The 16,450-nt window shown below is 60.7% G+C and carries 15 protein-coding genes; 8 read left to right on the top strand and 7 right to left on the bottom strand.

Annotation, left to right across the window (positions count from 1 at the left end; translation table 11 throughout):
- The first annotated feature begins 107 nt into the window (after positions 1–107).
- The 5 genes from PFU01S_RS21420 (at position 108) to PFU01S_RS10885 (ending at position 4,315) form a co-directional block, all read left to right on the top strand.
- Positions 108–2,804, top strand: a complete 2,697-nt coding sequence (locus PFU01S_RS21420) for a pyocin-S2/colicin E7-DNase domain-containing protein (protein WP_050437991.1) — start codon at positions 108–110, stop codon at positions 2,802–2,804.
- Positions 2,801–3,064, top strand: a complete 264-nt coding sequence (locus tag PFU01S_RS10890; RefSeq protein WP_028687194.1) for a bacteriocin immunity protein — start codon at positions 2,801–2,803, stop codon at positions 3,062–3,064. The genes PFU01S_RS21420 and PFU01S_RS10890 overlap by 4 nt, the downstream gene beginning before the upstream one ends.
- A 190-nt stretch (positions 3,065–3,254) precedes the next feature.
- Positions 3,255–3,512: a pyocin-S2/colicin E7-DNase domain-containing protein gene (locus tag PFU01S_RS22145; protein WP_154665195.1), complete on the top strand. Its 258-nt coding sequence runs from the start codon at positions 3,255–3,257 to the stop codon at positions 3,510–3,512.
- A 106-nt stretch (positions 3,513–3,618) separates the two neighbouring features.
- Complete coding sequence (locus tag PFU01S_RS22815; protein WP_353888273.1) at positions 3,619–3,804, top strand: bacteriocin immunity protein; 186 nt, start codon at positions 3,619–3,621, stop codon at positions 3,802–3,804.
- A gap of 220 nt (positions 3,805–4,024) precedes the next feature.
- Positions 4,025–4,315: a GTP-binding protein gene (locus PFU01S_RS10885; protein ID WP_028687193.1), complete on the top strand. Its 291-nt coding sequence runs from the start codon at positions 4,025–4,027 to the stop codon at positions 4,313–4,315.
- A gap of 51 nt (positions 4,316–4,366) precedes the next feature.
- Here the strand turns inward: PFU01S_RS10885 and cysN are convergent, their stop codons facing one another.
- The 3 genes from cysN to PFU01S_RS10870 all read right to left on the bottom strand — a co-directional run bounded on the left by cysN (position 4,367) and on the right by PFU01S_RS10870 (position 8,312).
- A complete protein-coding gene (cysN, locus tag PFU01S_RS10880; protein WP_027914462.1) occupies positions 4,367–6,268 on the bottom strand; it encodes a sulfate adenylyltransferase subunit CysN in 1,902 nt (633 codons plus the stop codon).
- 177 nt (positions 6,269–6,445) lie between these two features.
- A complete protein-coding gene (cysD, locus tag PFU01S_RS10875; RefSeq protein ID WP_023534492.1) occupies positions 6,446–7,363 on the bottom strand; it encodes a sulfate adenylyltransferase subunit CysD in 918 nt (305 codons plus the stop codon).
- A gap of 190 nt (positions 7,364–7,553) precedes the next feature.
- Complete coding sequence (locus PFU01S_RS10870; RefSeq protein ID WP_027914461.1) at positions 7,554–8,312, bottom strand: Nif3-like dinuclear metal center hexameric protein; 759 nt, start codon at positions 8,310–8,312, stop codon at positions 7,554–7,556.
- A 169-nt stretch (positions 8,313–8,481) separates the two neighbouring features.
- Here PFU01S_RS10870 and algW point away from each other — a divergent pair, with 169 nt between their 5' ends.
- The gene (algW, locus tag PFU01S_RS10865) at positions 8,482–9,642 is read left to right on the top strand and encodes a Do family serine endopeptidase AlgW (RefSeq protein ID WP_027914460.1); all 1,161 of its coding nucleotides are present in this window, start codon (positions 8,482–8,484) and stop codon (positions 9,640–9,642) included.
- A 72-nt stretch (positions 9,643–9,714) separates the two neighbouring features.
- Here the strand turns inward: algW and PFU01S_RS10860 are convergent, their stop codons facing one another.
- The 4 genes from PFU01S_RS10860 to PFU01S_RS10845 all read right to left on the bottom strand — a co-directional run bounded on the left by PFU01S_RS10860 (position 9,715) and on the right by PFU01S_RS10845 (position 13,872).
- Positions 9,715–10,479 carry an amino acid ABC transporter ATP-binding protein gene (locus tag PFU01S_RS10860; RefSeq protein ID WP_027914459.1) on the bottom strand — a complete coding sequence of 255 codons (765 nt, stop codon included), beginning with the start codon at positions 10,477–10,479 and terminating at the stop codon, positions 9,715–9,717.
- 10 nt (positions 10,480–10,489) lie between these two features.
- Positions 10,490–11,587: an amino acid ABC transporter permease gene (locus PFU01S_RS10855; RefSeq protein ID WP_023534443.1), complete on the bottom strand. Its 1,098-nt coding sequence runs from the start codon at positions 11,585–11,587 to the stop codon at positions 10,490–10,492.
- A gap of 10 nt (positions 11,588–11,597) precedes the next feature.
- The gene (locus tag PFU01S_RS10850) at positions 11,598–12,776 is read right to left on the bottom strand and encodes an amino acid ABC transporter permease (protein ID WP_027914458.1); all 1,179 of its coding nucleotides are present in this window, start codon (positions 12,774–12,776) and stop codon (positions 11,598–11,600) included.
- Between the two features lie 67 nt (positions 12,777–12,843).
- Positions 12,844–13,872: an amino acid ABC transporter substrate-binding protein gene (locus PFU01S_RS10845; protein WP_027914457.1), complete on the bottom strand. Its 1,029-nt coding sequence runs from the start codon at positions 13,870–13,872 to the stop codon at positions 12,844–12,846.
- Positions 13,873–14,203: 331 nt separating this feature from the next.
- Here PFU01S_RS10845 and PFU01S_RS10840 point away from each other — a divergent pair, with 331 nt between their 5' ends.
- Both PFU01S_RS10840 and rhlB read left to right on the top strand, forming a co-directional pair.
- On the top strand, positions 14,204–14,860 hold the full coding sequence (locus PFU01S_RS10840; protein ID WP_027914456.1) for an alpha/beta hydrolase: 657 nt from the start codon (positions 14,204–14,206) through the stop codon (positions 14,858–14,860).
- Positions 14,861–14,960: 100 nt separating this feature from the next.
- Complete coding sequence (gene rhlB, locus PFU01S_RS10835; protein WP_028687192.1) at positions 14,961–16,409, top strand: ATP-dependent RNA helicase RhlB; 1,449 nt, start codon at positions 14,961–14,963, stop codon at positions 16,407–16,409.
- The last annotated feature ends 41 nt before the right edge of the window (positions 16,410–16,450 follow it).

Below are 16,450 nucleotides of genomic sequence, written 5' to 3'. Positions count from 1 at the left end.
CCCTTCCATCGCGAGGGAAGTGTCTTACGGATTGATTACCCGGCAGCCGATATCTGCGAAGGTTGCCTTACGAAAAGCTGGCCATGTAGAGATCAGGAGCTGACTACATGGCCAAAAACAACCCCGTTGTACTTGAACCCACTTACGTACACCCCCCGCTGTACTTGACCGAGGCACTTTGGATCAGCGACACCGCCCCGGACCGGATGCCACTGGCCCCAATCAGCGGAGGCGGTGGATTCGGCTTCGGTGGCTGGGGCTTGGATGCAGGGCGCCCACGTGGCACCAGCCCACCTCGTGTAATAGACACACACGAACTAGCCCCCAGCCGCGTGCTCGATATCGAGCGCAAGGGCATCGAGCAGGACCATGATGCCAAGTATGCCGCCTCCATTCAGGCATTGCCCGCGCAAATAGCACAGCAGAGATCGAGCATAACCGAGGCCGCAAGCGCCTCAGCAACCACCACGCTCGGCCAGTTGAAGGAGGAACAAAGACGGCTTACGGAACTGATAAGCGACACGCGTAGGGGCTACTTGCAGGACTTGCCGGATGCTGTGAGCTTCTACGGGGCACCCTCTTTCTACAAGCGCACGGACTCGATGATGACCCGGATCTATGACCCGGGTGTCTTTACAGAAAAAGGGGAGGCGTTCGCCAACGAACTGTACTCACGGCTGAACAGGTCTGCCGATGGCTCTTACAGGTTGCACCTCAAAGCGAGCGCACTGGCAGTGCATGCGGCGGATCTTGCGCCACTGGCTGCCGCGCTGGATCGTATCGAGCTTGAAGAGCCCGGCATCGACCTGCCTGAAGTTGTGACCAGAAGGCTTGGCCAGATCCACGTGGAAAGAGCCATCCAATTCGACGGCCTGCCAAGTTTTCTCCAGCACGAAATAGTCAGTACCGTTGGACTGGAAGGGCAGCAGCTGACCGACAACCTCGCCGCGCACCTTGCCGCCGCGCACGCGTTGATCGCCGCCAAACGCCAGGCCATCCCCGCCTTTTCCTCATCCAACCCCAAGATCACAAGCCCGCTGTCCAAGCCGCAAACAGAAGCTTTGCAGCACCTTGTAGATGAACAACGCAACCGTCGGGCCGGCCCGTTGTGGAAAGACTACCACCTGGCAATGTCGCTCACCGAATCCATACGGTTTCTGGAGCGTTACGCAAGCGCTACTCAGAACCTGCTTGAACGTACCCAGGTTGCAGAGCAGCTGTTGGCAAGACATGCAATCGAACAAAGCGCTCTGCTTGAGGCACAAGCCGCTGCGGCGCAAGCAGCTCGTCAGCAGGCCGCTGCAGACCAAGCTGCTCAGCAGCAGGCCGAAGCGGAAGCAGCCAGGCGAAAAGCTCAGGCAGATCTCCGGGCGAAGGAGCAAGCCTTCATACACAAGTGGGTTCCTGGGGAGCTTCAGGCAATTGAACGCCCCAGGGAAGAGCGACTGGCAAAAAAGGCCCAACGAAAGGTCCTAGCAGAACGCAAAGCCAGAGAGGCAGCTGAAAAAGCCGAAATGCTCCGCTTGCGCAGGGAGCAGGCTCAGCAGGCCAAGGAGGCAGCAAGGGCCGCCAGAGCAGCCCAGCGGGTTGAAGCTGAACGTAAGGTCAAGGAAGCGCTGGCAGAGCGACAGGCAAAAAAAGCTGCGCGAAAACTTGCAGCTGAACGCCGTGCAGACAAAGCCAGGCAGCAGGCCGAGGCGATGCGCAAGCAGCAGGAAGAACGCGTGCGCCGAACATATGCTTACCCCGCCCGCGATGCTGCTTCGTTGCCATTGGTACTGCCGATCGGGTCAGCCTCGTTCGGCAACCTGTCAACCGCATATGCAGGCCTGCAAGCCGCAATACGCACAGCGATAGCCAGTGTTTTGGCCACCGGCACCACGGCGCTTGTCGCGACCATGTCTCTGGCATGGCCATCCAATCTGGGCAACAGCGACCGGCAATACCTGATCGGTATCCCGCTGAGAGATTTGGTGCCGCCAGAGGGTCCAGACCTAGAAGCGCTTTCCTTGTCATTACCGCAACTGGACCTTCCGTACCTGCTATCGGGCAGCGAAGAAGGTACTGACCTCAAGTTGCACATAACAGCTGGTCGCGCTTCGGTCCCTGTCCGCGCCGCCAGATGGGATAGCGCACGAGGTGTCTACATCGTGGCGCTGGAGAACCCGCAGCGCACCTTGACCTGGACGCCGGCTAGTCCACCGGGGGCTGAGTTGGGCGGCCCCACCGGTTTACCACAGGTACCAGAAGGGATCATTGTGTACACAGGGTCCAGCCTGAACCCTGTTACCCCCGAAGCGGAAAGCTATCCCGCCTTGGACTTGCTGGACCAGGAACGGCTGATTGTCACGTTCCCCGCGGATTCAGGGCTGCCGCCTCTGTTGGTAGTGCTGAAAAGTCCGAGGTATGAGTCGGGTACATCTGTGGGAACAGGTGCCGTCCCCTCCGAAACCTGGCGCCAGGATGCGAGACGCCCGGAAGGTGCTCCCGTCCCGGCTCAGATCGCGGATAAACTCAGAGGTAGGGAGTTCAAGAGTTTCGATGCTTTTAGAAGACGGTTTTGGAAGGAGATAGCTAACGACCCAGATTTGTCTAAACACTTCAGCCCTCAAGAACTTCGCCGAATGAGAAAGCACGGCTATTCACCCAGGGTGGATAAGCAAGATGAATACAAAAGCAAGCGATCTTATGAGTTACACCATGTGATCCCCATTAGTCAAAATGGTGGCGTATACGACATGAACAATATAGTCATTCTGACACCTCTCATTCATAACAGCATTCATTATGGGAAAAGGCCATGATCTTAAAAGGCAGTTATCGCGATTATACCGAACAGGAATTCCTTGACTTCTTACTCGAGATAAACCGTGCGATCGAAGATGAGCCAGACCGTATACTCGACCCACTACTTGAGCACTTTGAACGCATTACCGAGCATCCCAGTGGTAGCGACTTATTCTTCAGGCCTGTTGGGAGCAATACCGGAGCACCTGGCGAAGTATTGGAAATTGTCAAGGCTTGGCGATTAGCCAATGAAAAAGAAAGCTTCAAAACTCCTTGAAGCCATAAGGCTCTGGACAACCAGGGCCTATCAACCACCATCCCAAACCCCAGAAAAAATCCTACGGTTCGGCGTTCACCTACATTCAGTCAGCCCCGGAAAGCATTCCCCCCCGCGCGATATTATGAATACTACTCGCGCACTATCCGCGCCAGTCGAAAAACACTATTGCCTTTACAGCGAGTCATGAATGAACACACACCTGCCAGAACAGATCAAGACCAAACTCCGTGGCCAACAGTTTGAAACATTTGCCGATTTCAAGTCCGCCTTGTGGAGCACCTATGCCAACGACGCGACCTTTTCAAAACAGTTCGGGACTTACCAATTGAATCCTATGAAAGAGGGTTGGCCGTCCCGTGCGCCGTTTCATCAAACCCTTGAGGGTTCAAGATCCTACGAACTTTGCAACCACGGCCCTGAAGCGAAATGCCATGATCTCAATTAAAGGTGTTGCGGCCGCGCCACGCCAGTGGAGCAACTCCCGCCCAAACGCCTGGTCGACTACACCGCAGCCGACTTCCTGACGCTGATCCAAACGATAATGTCCGCCACTGGAACGACAGCATACCAAGACGCGCAGCTCGAACATTTCCATCGAGGCTGTAGACCATCCCGACGGTTCAGACCTGATCTACCCCCTTGATCCCGCCTATGAGCGAACCGCTGAGCAGGTGCTGGCAACCCTTGTAGCCTGGCGCACTTCCAACCAACTCCCGGTGTTCACCGACTTGCGGTGACCAAAGCCTGCGCTCGAGCACCTAGTGTGGCGCCCATCCCGGCGTTCCCTGCCCTGCTGACTGCGAGGATTCCGTACCCCTGCGAACGCGTCCTTCCATCCACTACGTCTGCGAAGCTTGTTCGAACAGCCGGGACAAACGGCCACCTGCTGCGCGATAAAGGCGATTTCTGATCGGCCAGCCCGGCCAGCCGGGTTTGAAATCGGGTTGCTGTTGAGCGTTGAGTGGTGGCCGGTTCGAATGGGAATACCAAGGGCGCTGGTGGCGCTTCGTCGAGCAACCTCAGTGGCCGCTGGAAGCCTATCGGCGCCAAGCGAGCATGGGAAAATGGGATGAAAACGTGAGTGATTGCCGTCAAGAAATCGTGTTCATCGGCCAGCGGCTGGACGTTGATGCGCTGAAGTCGGCGCTGAATGGATGTTTGCTGAGCGAGGAGGCGATATTGGCGGGGCCCAAGCGTTGGGTGCAGATGGAAGGTGGCGAGCTTGCGCTCGCTCCTGCAGGAAAGTAAAACCCGTAGGAGCGAGCGTAGCTCGCAATAAAGCCTAAGCGTCAAACGCCGTCAGATCGCCCCACGCTGCCTCAACACATCCAGCACGAGCTTGACCCCTTCTTCCACGCTGGTGGCCTGGGTATCAATGACCAGATCGGCGTCCAGCGGCACATCGAACGGGAAGCTTTCGCCTGGAATGTTATCGCCTTCGGCCGCATACAGGCCCTGCGGATCGCGTTCGCGGCAGACCAGTGGCGAGGCCTGGACGTAGACGGTCACCAGGCGGTCCTTGCCGATCAGCGCCTTGGCTTGCTCACGGCCTTCGGCATCCGGGGCCACGAACGCGGCCAGGGTCAGCAAGCCGGCTTCGTTGAACTGGCGCGCCACATGGGCGGCGCGGCGCCAGTTCTCGGTACGGCCAGCGCGATCCTGTGGCAGGCCCTTGTTCAGGTCATGGCGCAGGTTCTGCCCGTCGAGTACGTAAACGGCGCGGCCCATGTCGAACAGCTTGCGCTCCACCGCGTAGGCCAAGGTGCTCTTGCCGGCGCCGGACAGGCCGCTGAACAGCACGGTTGCCGGTTGCTGGCCAAAGCGCAGGGCGCGCTCTTCGGTCGAGACATGCGCCGACTTGCCATGCTGCCCGGCGCTGCCATGGGGCAGTACGGGCTGGGCGATGATCATGCCGGCGCCCACGGTGCCGTTGGTCAGGCGGTCGATGACGATGAACGCACCGGTGGTGCGGTTGCTCTCGTAACCGTCCAGCGCAATGGCGCTGTCCAGGGACACCTTGACGCGACCGATTTCGTTCAGTTGCAAGGCGCTGGCAGCGCCCTTCTCCAGGGTATTGACGTCCACCTTGTGGGTGATGCTGGCAATCGAACCCGGCACGTAGCTGGTCGCACGCTTGATGTCGTACTTCTTGCCCGGCAGCATCGGCTCTTCGGCCATCCACACCAGCATGGCTTCGAACTGGTCGGTCACAGGCGGCACATTGTCGGCATGCACCAGCAGGTCGCCACGGGAGATGTCGATCTCGTCTTCCATGGTCAGGGTCACGGCCTGGCCCGGGCCTGCGCTTTCCAGCTCGCCTTCGTAGGTGACGATGGACTTCACCCGGCTGCTCTTGCCCGACGGCAGCACGACGACTTCATCGCCCTTGTGCACCACGCCGCTGGCCAGGGTGCCTGCGAAACCACGGAAGTTCAGGTTGGGGCGGTTGACGTACTGCACCGGGAAACGCAGGTCGGTGAAGTTGCGGTCGGCCGCCACTTCCACGGTTTCCAGGATTTCCATCAGGGTCGGGCCGGTGTACCACGGCGACTGTTCGCTGTGGTTGACCACGTTGTCACCCTTGAGCGCGGACATCGGCACAAAGTGCAGGCTGCTCGGCGTCAGGTTGATGGCTTCGGCGAATGCCAGGTAGTCGGCCTTGATCGACTCAAAGACACCTTCATCGAAGCCCTTGAGGTCCATCTTGTTGACGGCGACCACGATGTGCTTGATGCCCAGCAACGAGGCGATGTAGCTGTGGCGGCGGGTCTGGGTCTGCACACCGTAGCGCGCATCGACCAGGATGATGGCCAGGTCGCAGGTGGACGCGCCGGTCGCCATGTTGCGGGTGTACTGCTCGTGGCCCGGGGTGTCGGCGATGATGAACTTGCGTTTGGCCGTGGAGAAGTAGCGGTAGGCCACGTCGATGGTGATGCCCTGCTCGCGCTCGGCCTGGAGGCCATCGACCAGCAGCGCCAGGTCCACTTCCTCGCCCGTGGTGCCGGACTTCTTCGAATCACGGGTGATGGCTTCGAGGTGGTCCTCGTAGATCATCTTCGAGTCATGCAGCAGGCGCCCGATCAAGGTGCTCTTGCCGTCGTCCACGTTACCGCAGGTCAGGAAACGCAGCAGTTCTTTGCGCTCGTGCTGAGCCAGATAAGCGAGGATGTCTTCGCTGATCAAATCGGATTGGTGACTCATCTCATTCAAGCTCCAAGCTGTCAGCTTCAAGCGGCAAGCTTGTCGGCGTACAACTAGTTAGAAATTAGGTTGATCAACCCACTTGGCATTCTGGAGCGCTCGCGGGCCATGCAGGCGGCAATCCACAAGGTTCGAACGCAGCGCGTTCGACTGCTCTTGCAGCTTGCCGCTTGAAGCTTAGAAATAGCCCTGGCGTTTCTTGTCTTCCATGGACCCGGCGCCGTCGTGATCGATGACCCGGCCCTGACGCTCGGAAGTGCGCGTCAGGAGCATTTCCTGAATGATGTCGGTGAGCGTCTCGGCTTCGGACTCCACGGCGCCCGTCAACGGGTAGCAGCCCAGGGTACGGAAACGCACCTTTTTCTTGACGATACGGGCTTTCTCTTCCTCGGACAGGTGCTCGAGGATGCGCTCGTCGTCGATCATGATCAGGGTGCCATTCTTCTCGATGACTTCGCGCTCGGCGGCGAAGTACAGCGGCACGATCGGGATGCCTTCAAGGTAGATGTACTGCCAGATGTCCAGCTCGGTCCAGTTCGACAGAGGGAACACACGAATGGACTCGCCCTTGTTGACCTTGCCGTTGTAGACGTTCCACAGCTCAGGGCGCTGGTTCTTCGGGTCCCAGCGGTGCTTGCTGTCACGGAAGGAGTACACGCGTTCCTTGGCTCGCGACTTTTCTTCGTCGCGGCGGGCGCCACCGAAAGCGGCATCGAAGCCATGCTTGTCCAGTGCCTGCTTGAGGCCCTGGGTCTTCATGATGTCGGTGTGCTTGGCGCTGCCATGGGTGAACGGGTTGATGCCCTGCGCCACACCCTCTGGGTTGACGTGGGTGATCAGGTCGAGCCCCATTTCCTCGACCATCTTGTCGCGGAAGCGGTACATCTCCTGGAATTTCCACTGGGTGTCGACGTGCATCACCGGGAACGGCAGCTTGCCCGGGAAGAAAGCCTTGCGCGCCAGGTGCAGCATCACGGCGGAATCCTTGCCGATCGAGTACAGCATGACCGGGTTGTCGAACTCGGCGGCCACCTCGCGGATGATATGGATGCTTTCCGCCTCCAGCTGTTTCAAGTGCGTCAGTTTGTCGACCATGGCTACTCACGAAAAACGATCTTATGGACGGCCAGCGGGCCGTGTTCGAGCGAGCCACTCTATCACAGCAGATGATTCTATTTAGACGCCTGGATAGATCGAAAGCGTCTAACCATATGACTGCGGGTTTGGGCTGCGGGTTGGCGCTCAAGCCCGCTGATCCATCATCTGGCCTGCGCCGACAGGCCGGTCAGATCGGATTGGGGCAATCGATGAACAGGTGCTCCACGGCAAAACGCCGTGCCAGGTAATCGCCCAATGCCTGCACCCCGTAACGCTCGGTCGCATGGTGTCCTGCGGCGATGAAGCTCACGCCGTTTTCGCGGGCGCTGTGGTAGGTCTGTTCCGACGCTTCGCCGGTCAGGTACAAGTCCACCCCGGCGGCGATCGCGGTGTCGATGTAGCCCTGCCCGCCGCCGGTGCACCACCCTACACGACGAACGACCCTGTCTTCTTCGACCAGCAATGGCTCACGCCCCAGCACATCCTGCACGCGTCGGGCGAAATCGCGGGCAGTCATGGGTTGGGCCAGCGACCCGACCAGCCCGACTACCTTGGGGTTTTCTGGATCCAGCGGGCCCTCGACGGTGATCTGAAGCTGTTGCGCCAGCTGCACGTTGTTGCCCACTTCCGGGTGGACGTCGAGCGGCAGGTGAAAGGCCAGCAGGCTGATGTCGTTGTTCAGCAGGGTTTTCAGGCGTCGCTGGCGAATGCCGGTGATGCAGGGGTTTTCCCCCTTCCAGAAATAACCATGGTGCACCAGCACGAGATCGGCTTGAGCCTCTACGGCCGCATCGAGCAAGGCCTGGCTGGCGGTCACGCCCGTGACGATGCGCCCGACCTGCGGCCGGCCTTCGACCTGCAAGCCATTGGGGCAATAGTCCTGGATCCTGCTGCTGCCCAGGTAGCGCTCGGCTTCTTCGACCAATGTACTCAGCGCGACGGCCATGGGAAATCTCCTCGAAAAAACTGGGTGCCTGCCAGGCGCAAGGCCTGGCGAAGGTCCGTATAATGCCGGCCATTATGGGCCGTCGTCGGCACTGGGGGAACCGGTGTATGATCGCGCGCCCACGCTCCAATGCGCGGCCCCAGGCCCCGGCTCTTTCCAGGATTCGTTCATGTTCAAGGCTCTGCGTTACTTTGGCTGGCCCCTGCTCACTGGCGTGCTCATCGCCGCCCTGATCATCCAACGCTTTCCGGAGTGGGTCGGCTTGCCCAGCCAGGATGTCAACCTGCAACAGGCGCCCCAGTCCACACAGGTGGTGCAGGGCCCGGTCTCCTATGCCGATGCCGTCACCCTGGCCGCGCCTGCGGTGGCCAACCTGTACACCACCAAGGTGGTGAACAAGAGCTCGCACCCGCTGTTCGAAGACCCGCAGTTCCGCCGGTTCTTCGGCGACAACCTGCCCAAGCAGCGCCGCTGGGAGTCCAGCCTGGGCTCGGCGGTGATCATGAGCCCCGAGGGCTATCTGCTGACCAACAACCACGTGACCAGCGGCGCCGACCAGATCGTCGTGGCGCTCAAGGATGGCCGGGAAACCTTGGCCAGGGTGATCGGCAGCGACCCGGAGACAGACCTGGCGGTGCTCAAGATCGACCTGAAGAAACTGCCGGCCATCACCATCGGGCGCTCCGACACCATTCGCATCGGCGACGTGTCGCTGGCGATCGGCAACCCGTTCGGCGTCGGCCAGACCGTGACCATGGGTATCATCAGCGCCACCGGCCGTAACCAGCTGGGCCTGAACAACTACGAAGATTTCATCCAGACCGACGCGGCGATCAACCCGGGCAATTCGGGCGGCGCCCTGGTGGATGCCAACGGCAACCTGATCGGCATCAACACCGCCATCTTCTCCAAGTCGGGTGGCTCGCAAGGCATCGGCTTTGCTATTCCAGTGAAGCTGGCCCTTGAGGTGATGAAGTCGATCGTCGAGCACGGCCAGGTCATCCGGGGCTGGCTGGGTATTGAGGTTCAGCCGCTCAGCACAGAGCTTGCCGAGTCGTTCGGCATGAAGGACCGGCCAGGCATCGTGGTGGCGGGCATTTTCCGCGAAGGCCCGGCGGCCAAGGCCGGCCTGCAGTTAGGGGATGTGATCCTGAGCATTAACGGCGAGCCGGCGGGCGATGGCCGCCGGTCGATGAACCAGGTGGCGCGCATCAAGCCCAACGAAAAGATCACCATCGAGGTGATGCGCAACGGTCAGCAGCTCAAGCTGATCGCCGAGGTAGGCCTGCGGCCACCGCCAGCGCCGGTGGCCAAGCAGGAAGAAAAGTAACGCAAGTGCCCAACATGTGGGCGCTTGCGATTGGCCTGCGGCGCTACGCAGGCCATTCGCCCCTCTACTGCATCAGTGCAGAATCTGACTGAGGAACAAGCGCGTGCGGTCACTCTGTGGCCGGTCGAAGAAATCGTCCGGTGACGCCTGCTCGACGATCTCGCCCTTGTCCATGAAGATCACCCGATTCGCCACGGTGCGGGCAAAGCCCATTTCGTGGGTCACGCACAGCATGGTCATGCCATCTTCGGCCAGGCCAACCATGGTATCGAGCACTTCCTTGACCATTTCCGGGTCCAGCGCCGAGGTCGGCTCATCGAACAGCATGATTTTGGGCTTCATGCACAACGCCCGGGCGATGGCCACGCGCTGCTGCTGACCGCCAGACAACTGCCCGGGGTACTTGTGCGCCTGCTCGGGGATACGCACTCGCTCCAGGTAGTGCATGGCGATTTCCTCGGCCTTGCGCTTGGGCATCTTGCGCACCCACATGGGCGCCAGGGTGCAGTTTTCCAGGATGGTCAGGTGCGGAAACAGGTTGAAGTGCTGGAACACCATGCCCACTTCGCGGCGGATGGCCTCGATCTGCTTGAGGTCGTTGGTCAGTTCCACACCGTCGACCACGATCCGCCCCTGCTGGTGTTCCTCCAGACGGTTCAGGCAACGGATGGTGGTGGACTTGCCCGAACCCGAGGGCCCGCACAGCACGATGCGCTCGCCCTGGCGAACATTGAGATTGATGTCCTTGAGCACATGAAACTGGCCATACCACTTGTTCACGCCCTGCATCTGGATGATGCCTTCGGGGCCGGCAGGCTGCTTGATCGCTTCACTCATTTCGAAACTCCTAACGCTTGTGGCCAGTGTCCAGCTTGCGCTCCAGGTGCATGGAGTAGCGGGACATACCGAAACAGAAAATCCAGAAAACCAAGGCGGCGAACACATAGCCTTCGGTGGCCATGCCCAGCCAGGCCGGGTCGGCGGCAGCTTGCTTGACGCTGTTGAGCAGGTCGAACAGGCCGATGATGATCACCAGGCTGGTGTCCTTGAACAGGGCGATGAAGGTATTGACGATGCCGGGGATGACCAGCTTGAGCGCCTGGGGCAGGATCACCAGCCCCATCGAGCGCCAGTAGCCCAGCCCCATGGCGGCGGCGGCTTCGTACTGCCCCTTGGGGATGGCTTGCAGGCCGCCACGCACCACTTCGGCGATGTATGCCGACTGGAACAGGATCACCCCGATCATGGCCCGCAGCAGCTTGTCGAAGCTCATGCCCTCGGGCAGGAACAACGGCAGCATCACCGACGACATGAACAACACCGTGATCAGTGGCACGCCCCGCCAGAACTCGATGAAGGTCACGCACACCACTTTCACCGCCGGCATGCGCGAGCGCCGCCCCAGCGCCAGTACGATCCCCAGGGGCAAGGCCCCGACGATGCCCACGGTGGCAATCACCAGCGTCAGCATCAGGCCGCCCCATTGGCTGGTCGGTACCGTCTCCAGGCCAAACAGCCCGCCGTGCAGCAGGGTGTAGGCCACCAGCGGGTACAGCACCAGGAACCCCAGCCCGTAGACCGCCTTGCGCGGGAAGCTGCGGATGAACAGCGGCGCTGCGCCCAGCACCGCCAGCCATACCGTCAGGTCCACCCGCCAGCGCAACTCGGAGGGGTAATAGCCATACATGAACTGGCCGAAACGCTGCTGGATGAACACCCAGCAGGCGCCCTCCTTGGTGCAGTCGGCACGGGTGGTGCCCACCCAGTTCGCATCGATCAACGCCCATTGCAGCAGCGGTGGCACGATCAGCCAGACCAGGTAGATGGCGAACAGGGTGAGCAGGGTGTTGAGCCAGCTGGAGAACAGGTTGGCGCGCATCCAGGCGAGCACGCCGACGGTTTTCACCGGAGGCGGCATGTCAGGTTTGAAAACATGAGCATTCACAGACGTATCCTCACCGTTCGATCAGCGCGATGCGCTTGTTGTACCAGTTCATCAACAGCGAAATGCTGATGCTGATGGCCAGGTAGACGCTCATGGTGATGGCGATCACCTCGATGGCCTGGCCGGTCTGGTTGAGCACGGTGCCGGCGAACAGCGAGACCATTTCCGGATAGCCGATGCCTGCGGCCAGCGACGAGTTCTTCGCCAGGTTCAGGTACTGGCTGGTAAGCGGTGGAATGATCACGCGCAGTGCCTGCGGGATGATCACCTTGCGCAGGGTTGGCCCCTCGCGCAGCCCCAGCGAACGCGCAGCCTCGGTCTGGCCATGGCTGACCGAACGGATACCCGAGCGCACGATTTCGGCAATGAATGCTGCGGTGTAGATCGTCAAGGCCAGGGTCAACGCCAGTAGTTCAGGGATCAGTACCCAGCCGCCGACAAAGTTGAAGCCCTTGAGCTGCGGCACCTCCCACTGCACGGGGCTGCCGAACAACAGCACACAGGCACCCGGAATGGCGATCATCAGCGCCAGCCCCACCCAGAACTTGTGATACGGCTGGCCGGTTTCTTCGAAGCGCCGGTTGGCTCGACGCGCCATCAACACGGTTGCCAGCAAGGCTACCAGCAGGGCAGCCACGAATGGCCAGAAGCCTTCTGCCATGGAGGCTCCAGGCATGTTCAGGCCGCGGTTGCTGATAAAGAAAGCGTCATCGATGTTGATGCTGCCCCGCGGCCCCGGAAGGGTCAGGAACACGGCGAAGTACCAGAACAGGATCTGCAATAGCGGCGGGATGTTGCGGAAGGTTTCCACGTACACGGTAGCCAGCTTGTTGATCATCCAGTTCGGCGACAACCTGGCGACACCGATGATGAAGCCCAGCAGTGTGGCCAGCACCACCCCGATGAGGGTCACCAACAAGGTGTTGAGCAGCCCGATGACGAACACCCGCGCATAGCTGTCCGACTCCACATAGGGAATCAGGTGCTGAGCGATGCCGAAGCCGGCACTGCGGTCAAGAAAGTCGAAGCCCGAGGTGATGCCTCGGTGCTGCAGGTTGGTTTGCGTGTTGTGAAACAGGTACCAGCCCAGACCGACCACGAAGACGATGGTCAATAGCTGGAACAGCCACGCGCGCACACGTGGATCGCTCAGGGATAAACCCTTTCGTGCGCCAATTCGATTTTGCATGAAATGCCCCGAAGAGAAGGGTAGCGGACCGCCTGCGGCGGCGGGATGCCGCCGCAGGTGCAACCATTCAACGCACAGGTGGTGCGTACTGGATGCCGCCGTTGTTCCACAGGGCATTCATGCCACGGTCGATCTTCAGGTCGGTGCTCTGGCCAAGGTTCTTCTCGAACACCTCGCCGTAGTTGCCCACTTGCTTGACGATCTGCACTACCCAGTCCTTGGGCAGTTTGAGGTCCTTGCCGTACTCGCCGTCGCCACCCAGCAGACGCGCCACATCCGGGTTCTTGGTGCTCTTGGCCTCGGCCTCGACGTTCTTGGAGGTGATGCCGGCTTCTTCGGCATTGAGCATGGCGAACAGGGTCCACTTGACGATGCTGAACCACTCCTCGTCACCCTTGCGCACGACCGGGCCCAGCGGTTCCTTGGAAATGGTTTCCGGCAGTACCACGTAGTCGGTCGGGGCGGCGAGTTTGGAACGCTGGGCGAACAATTGGGACTTGTCCGACGTCAGCACGTCGCAACGGCCAGACTCCAGGGACTTGGCGCTCTCATCCGAAGTGTCGAAGGTGATGGGGGTGTATTTCAGGCCATTGGCGCGGAAGAAGTCCGATACGTTCAGTTCGGTCGTGGTGCCGGCCTGGATGCAGATGGTCGCGCCATCGAGCTCCTTGGCGCTGGATACGCCAAGCTTCTTGTTGACCAGGAAACCTACGCCGTCGTAGTAGGTGACCCCAGTGAACATCAGGCCCATGCCGGCATCGCGCGAGCTGGTCCAGGTGGTGTTGCGCGACAGCACGTCGACTTCGCCCGATTGCAGCGCGGTGAAGCGTTCCTTGGCGTTGAGCTGGCTGAACTTGACCTTGGTCGCGTCCCCGAACACTGCTGCCGCTACAGCGCGACAGACATCGGCGTCGATCCCGACGATCTTGCCTTGGGCATCTGGAACCGAGAAGCCAGGGAGACCGTCACTCACGCCACACTGGACGAAGCCCTTCTTCTTTACCGCATCGAGTGTCGCACCGGCCTGGGCCGTACTCACGGCGCCCAGGGCAGCGGCAGCGGTCAGGACTGCCAGGGTGGTTTTCAACATCTTCATTCACAACCTCCAAATCGCTCTTGTTGTATCGAGCCGGAATTGCACCGCACCCTTTTGAGGCGCATCCGACCCGTATTGGCTTGTTATTGGGTCACTTGGCGCAATGGGCTGTTCTGTGACAGCCTTCGCGTGCAAAGGGTGTTACCGTCTCGGCCTGTCCCTTGCATCACAGAGGGAAGTGCAAACCGCGTACCAGATTGCGCGGCTTGAGCGTTTAAGCACGAGTCAAGTAGGGAAAGTTGCATCGTTGCGACATTCTTTTTCCGGCTCGTCGGGCGCGCGCCTTCTTTTCAAGCACGACCCCTTCCACACGCACGTTTTCGGAGCAGCCATGACCGACCCACTCATTCTCGAACCCCAAAAAGCCGCAGATGCCTGTGTGATCTGGTTGCACGGCCTGGGCGCGGACCGTTACGACTTCCTACCGGTGGCCGAATTCATGCAGCAGCATCTGCTCACTGCCCGGTTCGTCATGCCCCAGGCGCCGACCCGGCCGGTGACCATCAATGGCGGCTATGCCATGCCCAGCTGGTACGACATCAAGGCCATGACGCCGGCCAGGGCCATAGACGAGGCCGAGCTCGAGGCCTCGGCCGAGCAGGTCATCGCCTTGATCAAGGCCGAGCAGGCCAAGGGCATCAGCCTGTCGCGCATCTTCCTGGCCGGGTTCTCCCAAGGGGGCGCCGTCGTGCTGCACACGGCCTATATAAAGTGGCAGGAAGCGCTGGGTGGCGTGCTGGCCCTTTCCACCTATGCCCCCACCTTCGCTGACGAGCACACGTTGAGTGCTTGCCAGCAACGCACCCCGGCCCTGTGCCTGCATGGTGTGCACGACCCGGTGGTGATCCCGTCGATGGGGCGCACGGCCTTCGAGTACCTGAACACCTGGGGCGTCGCTGCCCAATGGCACGAGTACCCGATGGAGCACGAAGTGATCGTCGAAGAACTCAATGACATCCTTCAATGGCTGGCCACGCAACTGCAGTGACCTGGGCGCACGGTTCGCTCAAGGCCATTGCACTACGCCGAGCGGGGATCTTGCATTACACTGCCCGGCGTACATTCCTTAACCAATTGACGAGATGACCGTGCTCAAGGCACTCAAGAAAATATTCGGCAAGGGAGACATTGCCCCCCAGGCCACTGCGCCCGCTGCCAGCACTACCCCGGCGCCAGCGGCCCCACAGGCCCATTTGCCAGCGGCCCCTGCCGTTGCGCGCAACCCGCCTGCCGCCCAAATCGAACACATTGCCGCCACCAAACCGGCCAGTGACAAACCGCGTCGAGAGCGCAAGCCAAAGCCCAAGCCGCAGGCCAGCCTGTGGAAACCGGAGGACTTTGTGGTCGAGCCCCAGGAGGGCAAGACCCGTTTCCACGACTTCAAGCTCTCCTCTGAGCTGATGCACGCCATTCACGATCTGGGGTTCCCCTACTGCACGCCGATCCAGGCGCAGGTGCTGGGCTTCACGCTGCGGGGCCAGGACGCGATCGGCAGGGCCCAGACCGGTACCGGCAAGACGGCCGCGTTCCTGATCTCGATCATTTCCCAGCTGCAACAGACGCCCCCGCCCAAGGAACGCTACATGGGCGAGCCACGCGCGCTGATCATCGCCCCCACGCGCGAGCTGGTGGTGCAGATTGCCAAGGACGCGGTCGCCCTGACCAAATACACCGGCCTGAACGTGATGAGCTTCGTCGGCGGCATGGACTTCGACAAGCAGCTCAAGGCCCTGGAAGCACGTCACTGCGACATCCTGGTGGCAACCCCCGGCCGCCTGCTGGATTTCAACCAGCGTGGCGAGGTGCACCTGGACATGGTCGAGGTGATGGTGCTGGATGAAGCCGACCGCATGCTGGACATGGGCTTCATCCCGCAGGTGCGTCAGATCATTCGCCAGACGCCGCCCAAGAGCGAGCGCCAGACGTTGCTGTTCTCGGCCACCTTCACTGATGACGTGATGAACCTGGCCAAGCAGTGGACGACCGATCCCGCCATCGTCGAGATCGAGCCCGAGAACGTGGCCAGCGAAACGGTCGAGCAGCACGTTTACGCGGTGGCTGGCAGCGACAAATACAAGCTGCTGTACAACCTGGTGACCCAGAACAAGTGGGAACGGGTGATGGTGTTCGCCAATCGCAAGGACGAAGTGCGCCGTATCGAGGAAAAACTGGTACGCGATGGCGTCAATGCCGCGCAGTTGTCCGGCGATGTACCCCAGCACAAGCGTATCCGTACCCTCGAGAACTTCCGTGAGGGGCGTATCACGGTGCTGGTGGCGACCGATGTGGCTGGGCGCGGGATTCATATCGACGGCATCAGCCACGTCATCAATTTCACCCTGCCGGAAGACCCTGACGATTACGTGCACCGGATCGGCCGTACCGGCCGGGCAGGCACGAGCGGCGTGTCGATCAGCTTTGCCGGCGAAGATGATTCCTACCAGTTACCAGCGATCGAAACGCTGCTGGGGCGCAAGATCAAGTGTGAAATGCCGCCTGATGAGTTGCTCAAGCCAGTGCCGCGTAAGCACACGTGATCGGGTTGCGGGCGGTCAGGTCGATGATGCCCATGCTCCGG

The organism is Pseudomonas fulva NBRC 16637 = DSM 17717, from assembly GCF_000730565.1.
In the GTDB taxonomy this organism is placed as follows: domain Bacteria; phylum Pseudomonadota; class Gammaproteobacteria; order Pseudomonadales; family Pseudomonadaceae; genus Aquipseudomonas; species Aquipseudomonas fulva.
Note: the sequence above shows the minus strand (reverse complement) of the source record. Positions and strands in the feature narration are given on the sequence as shown.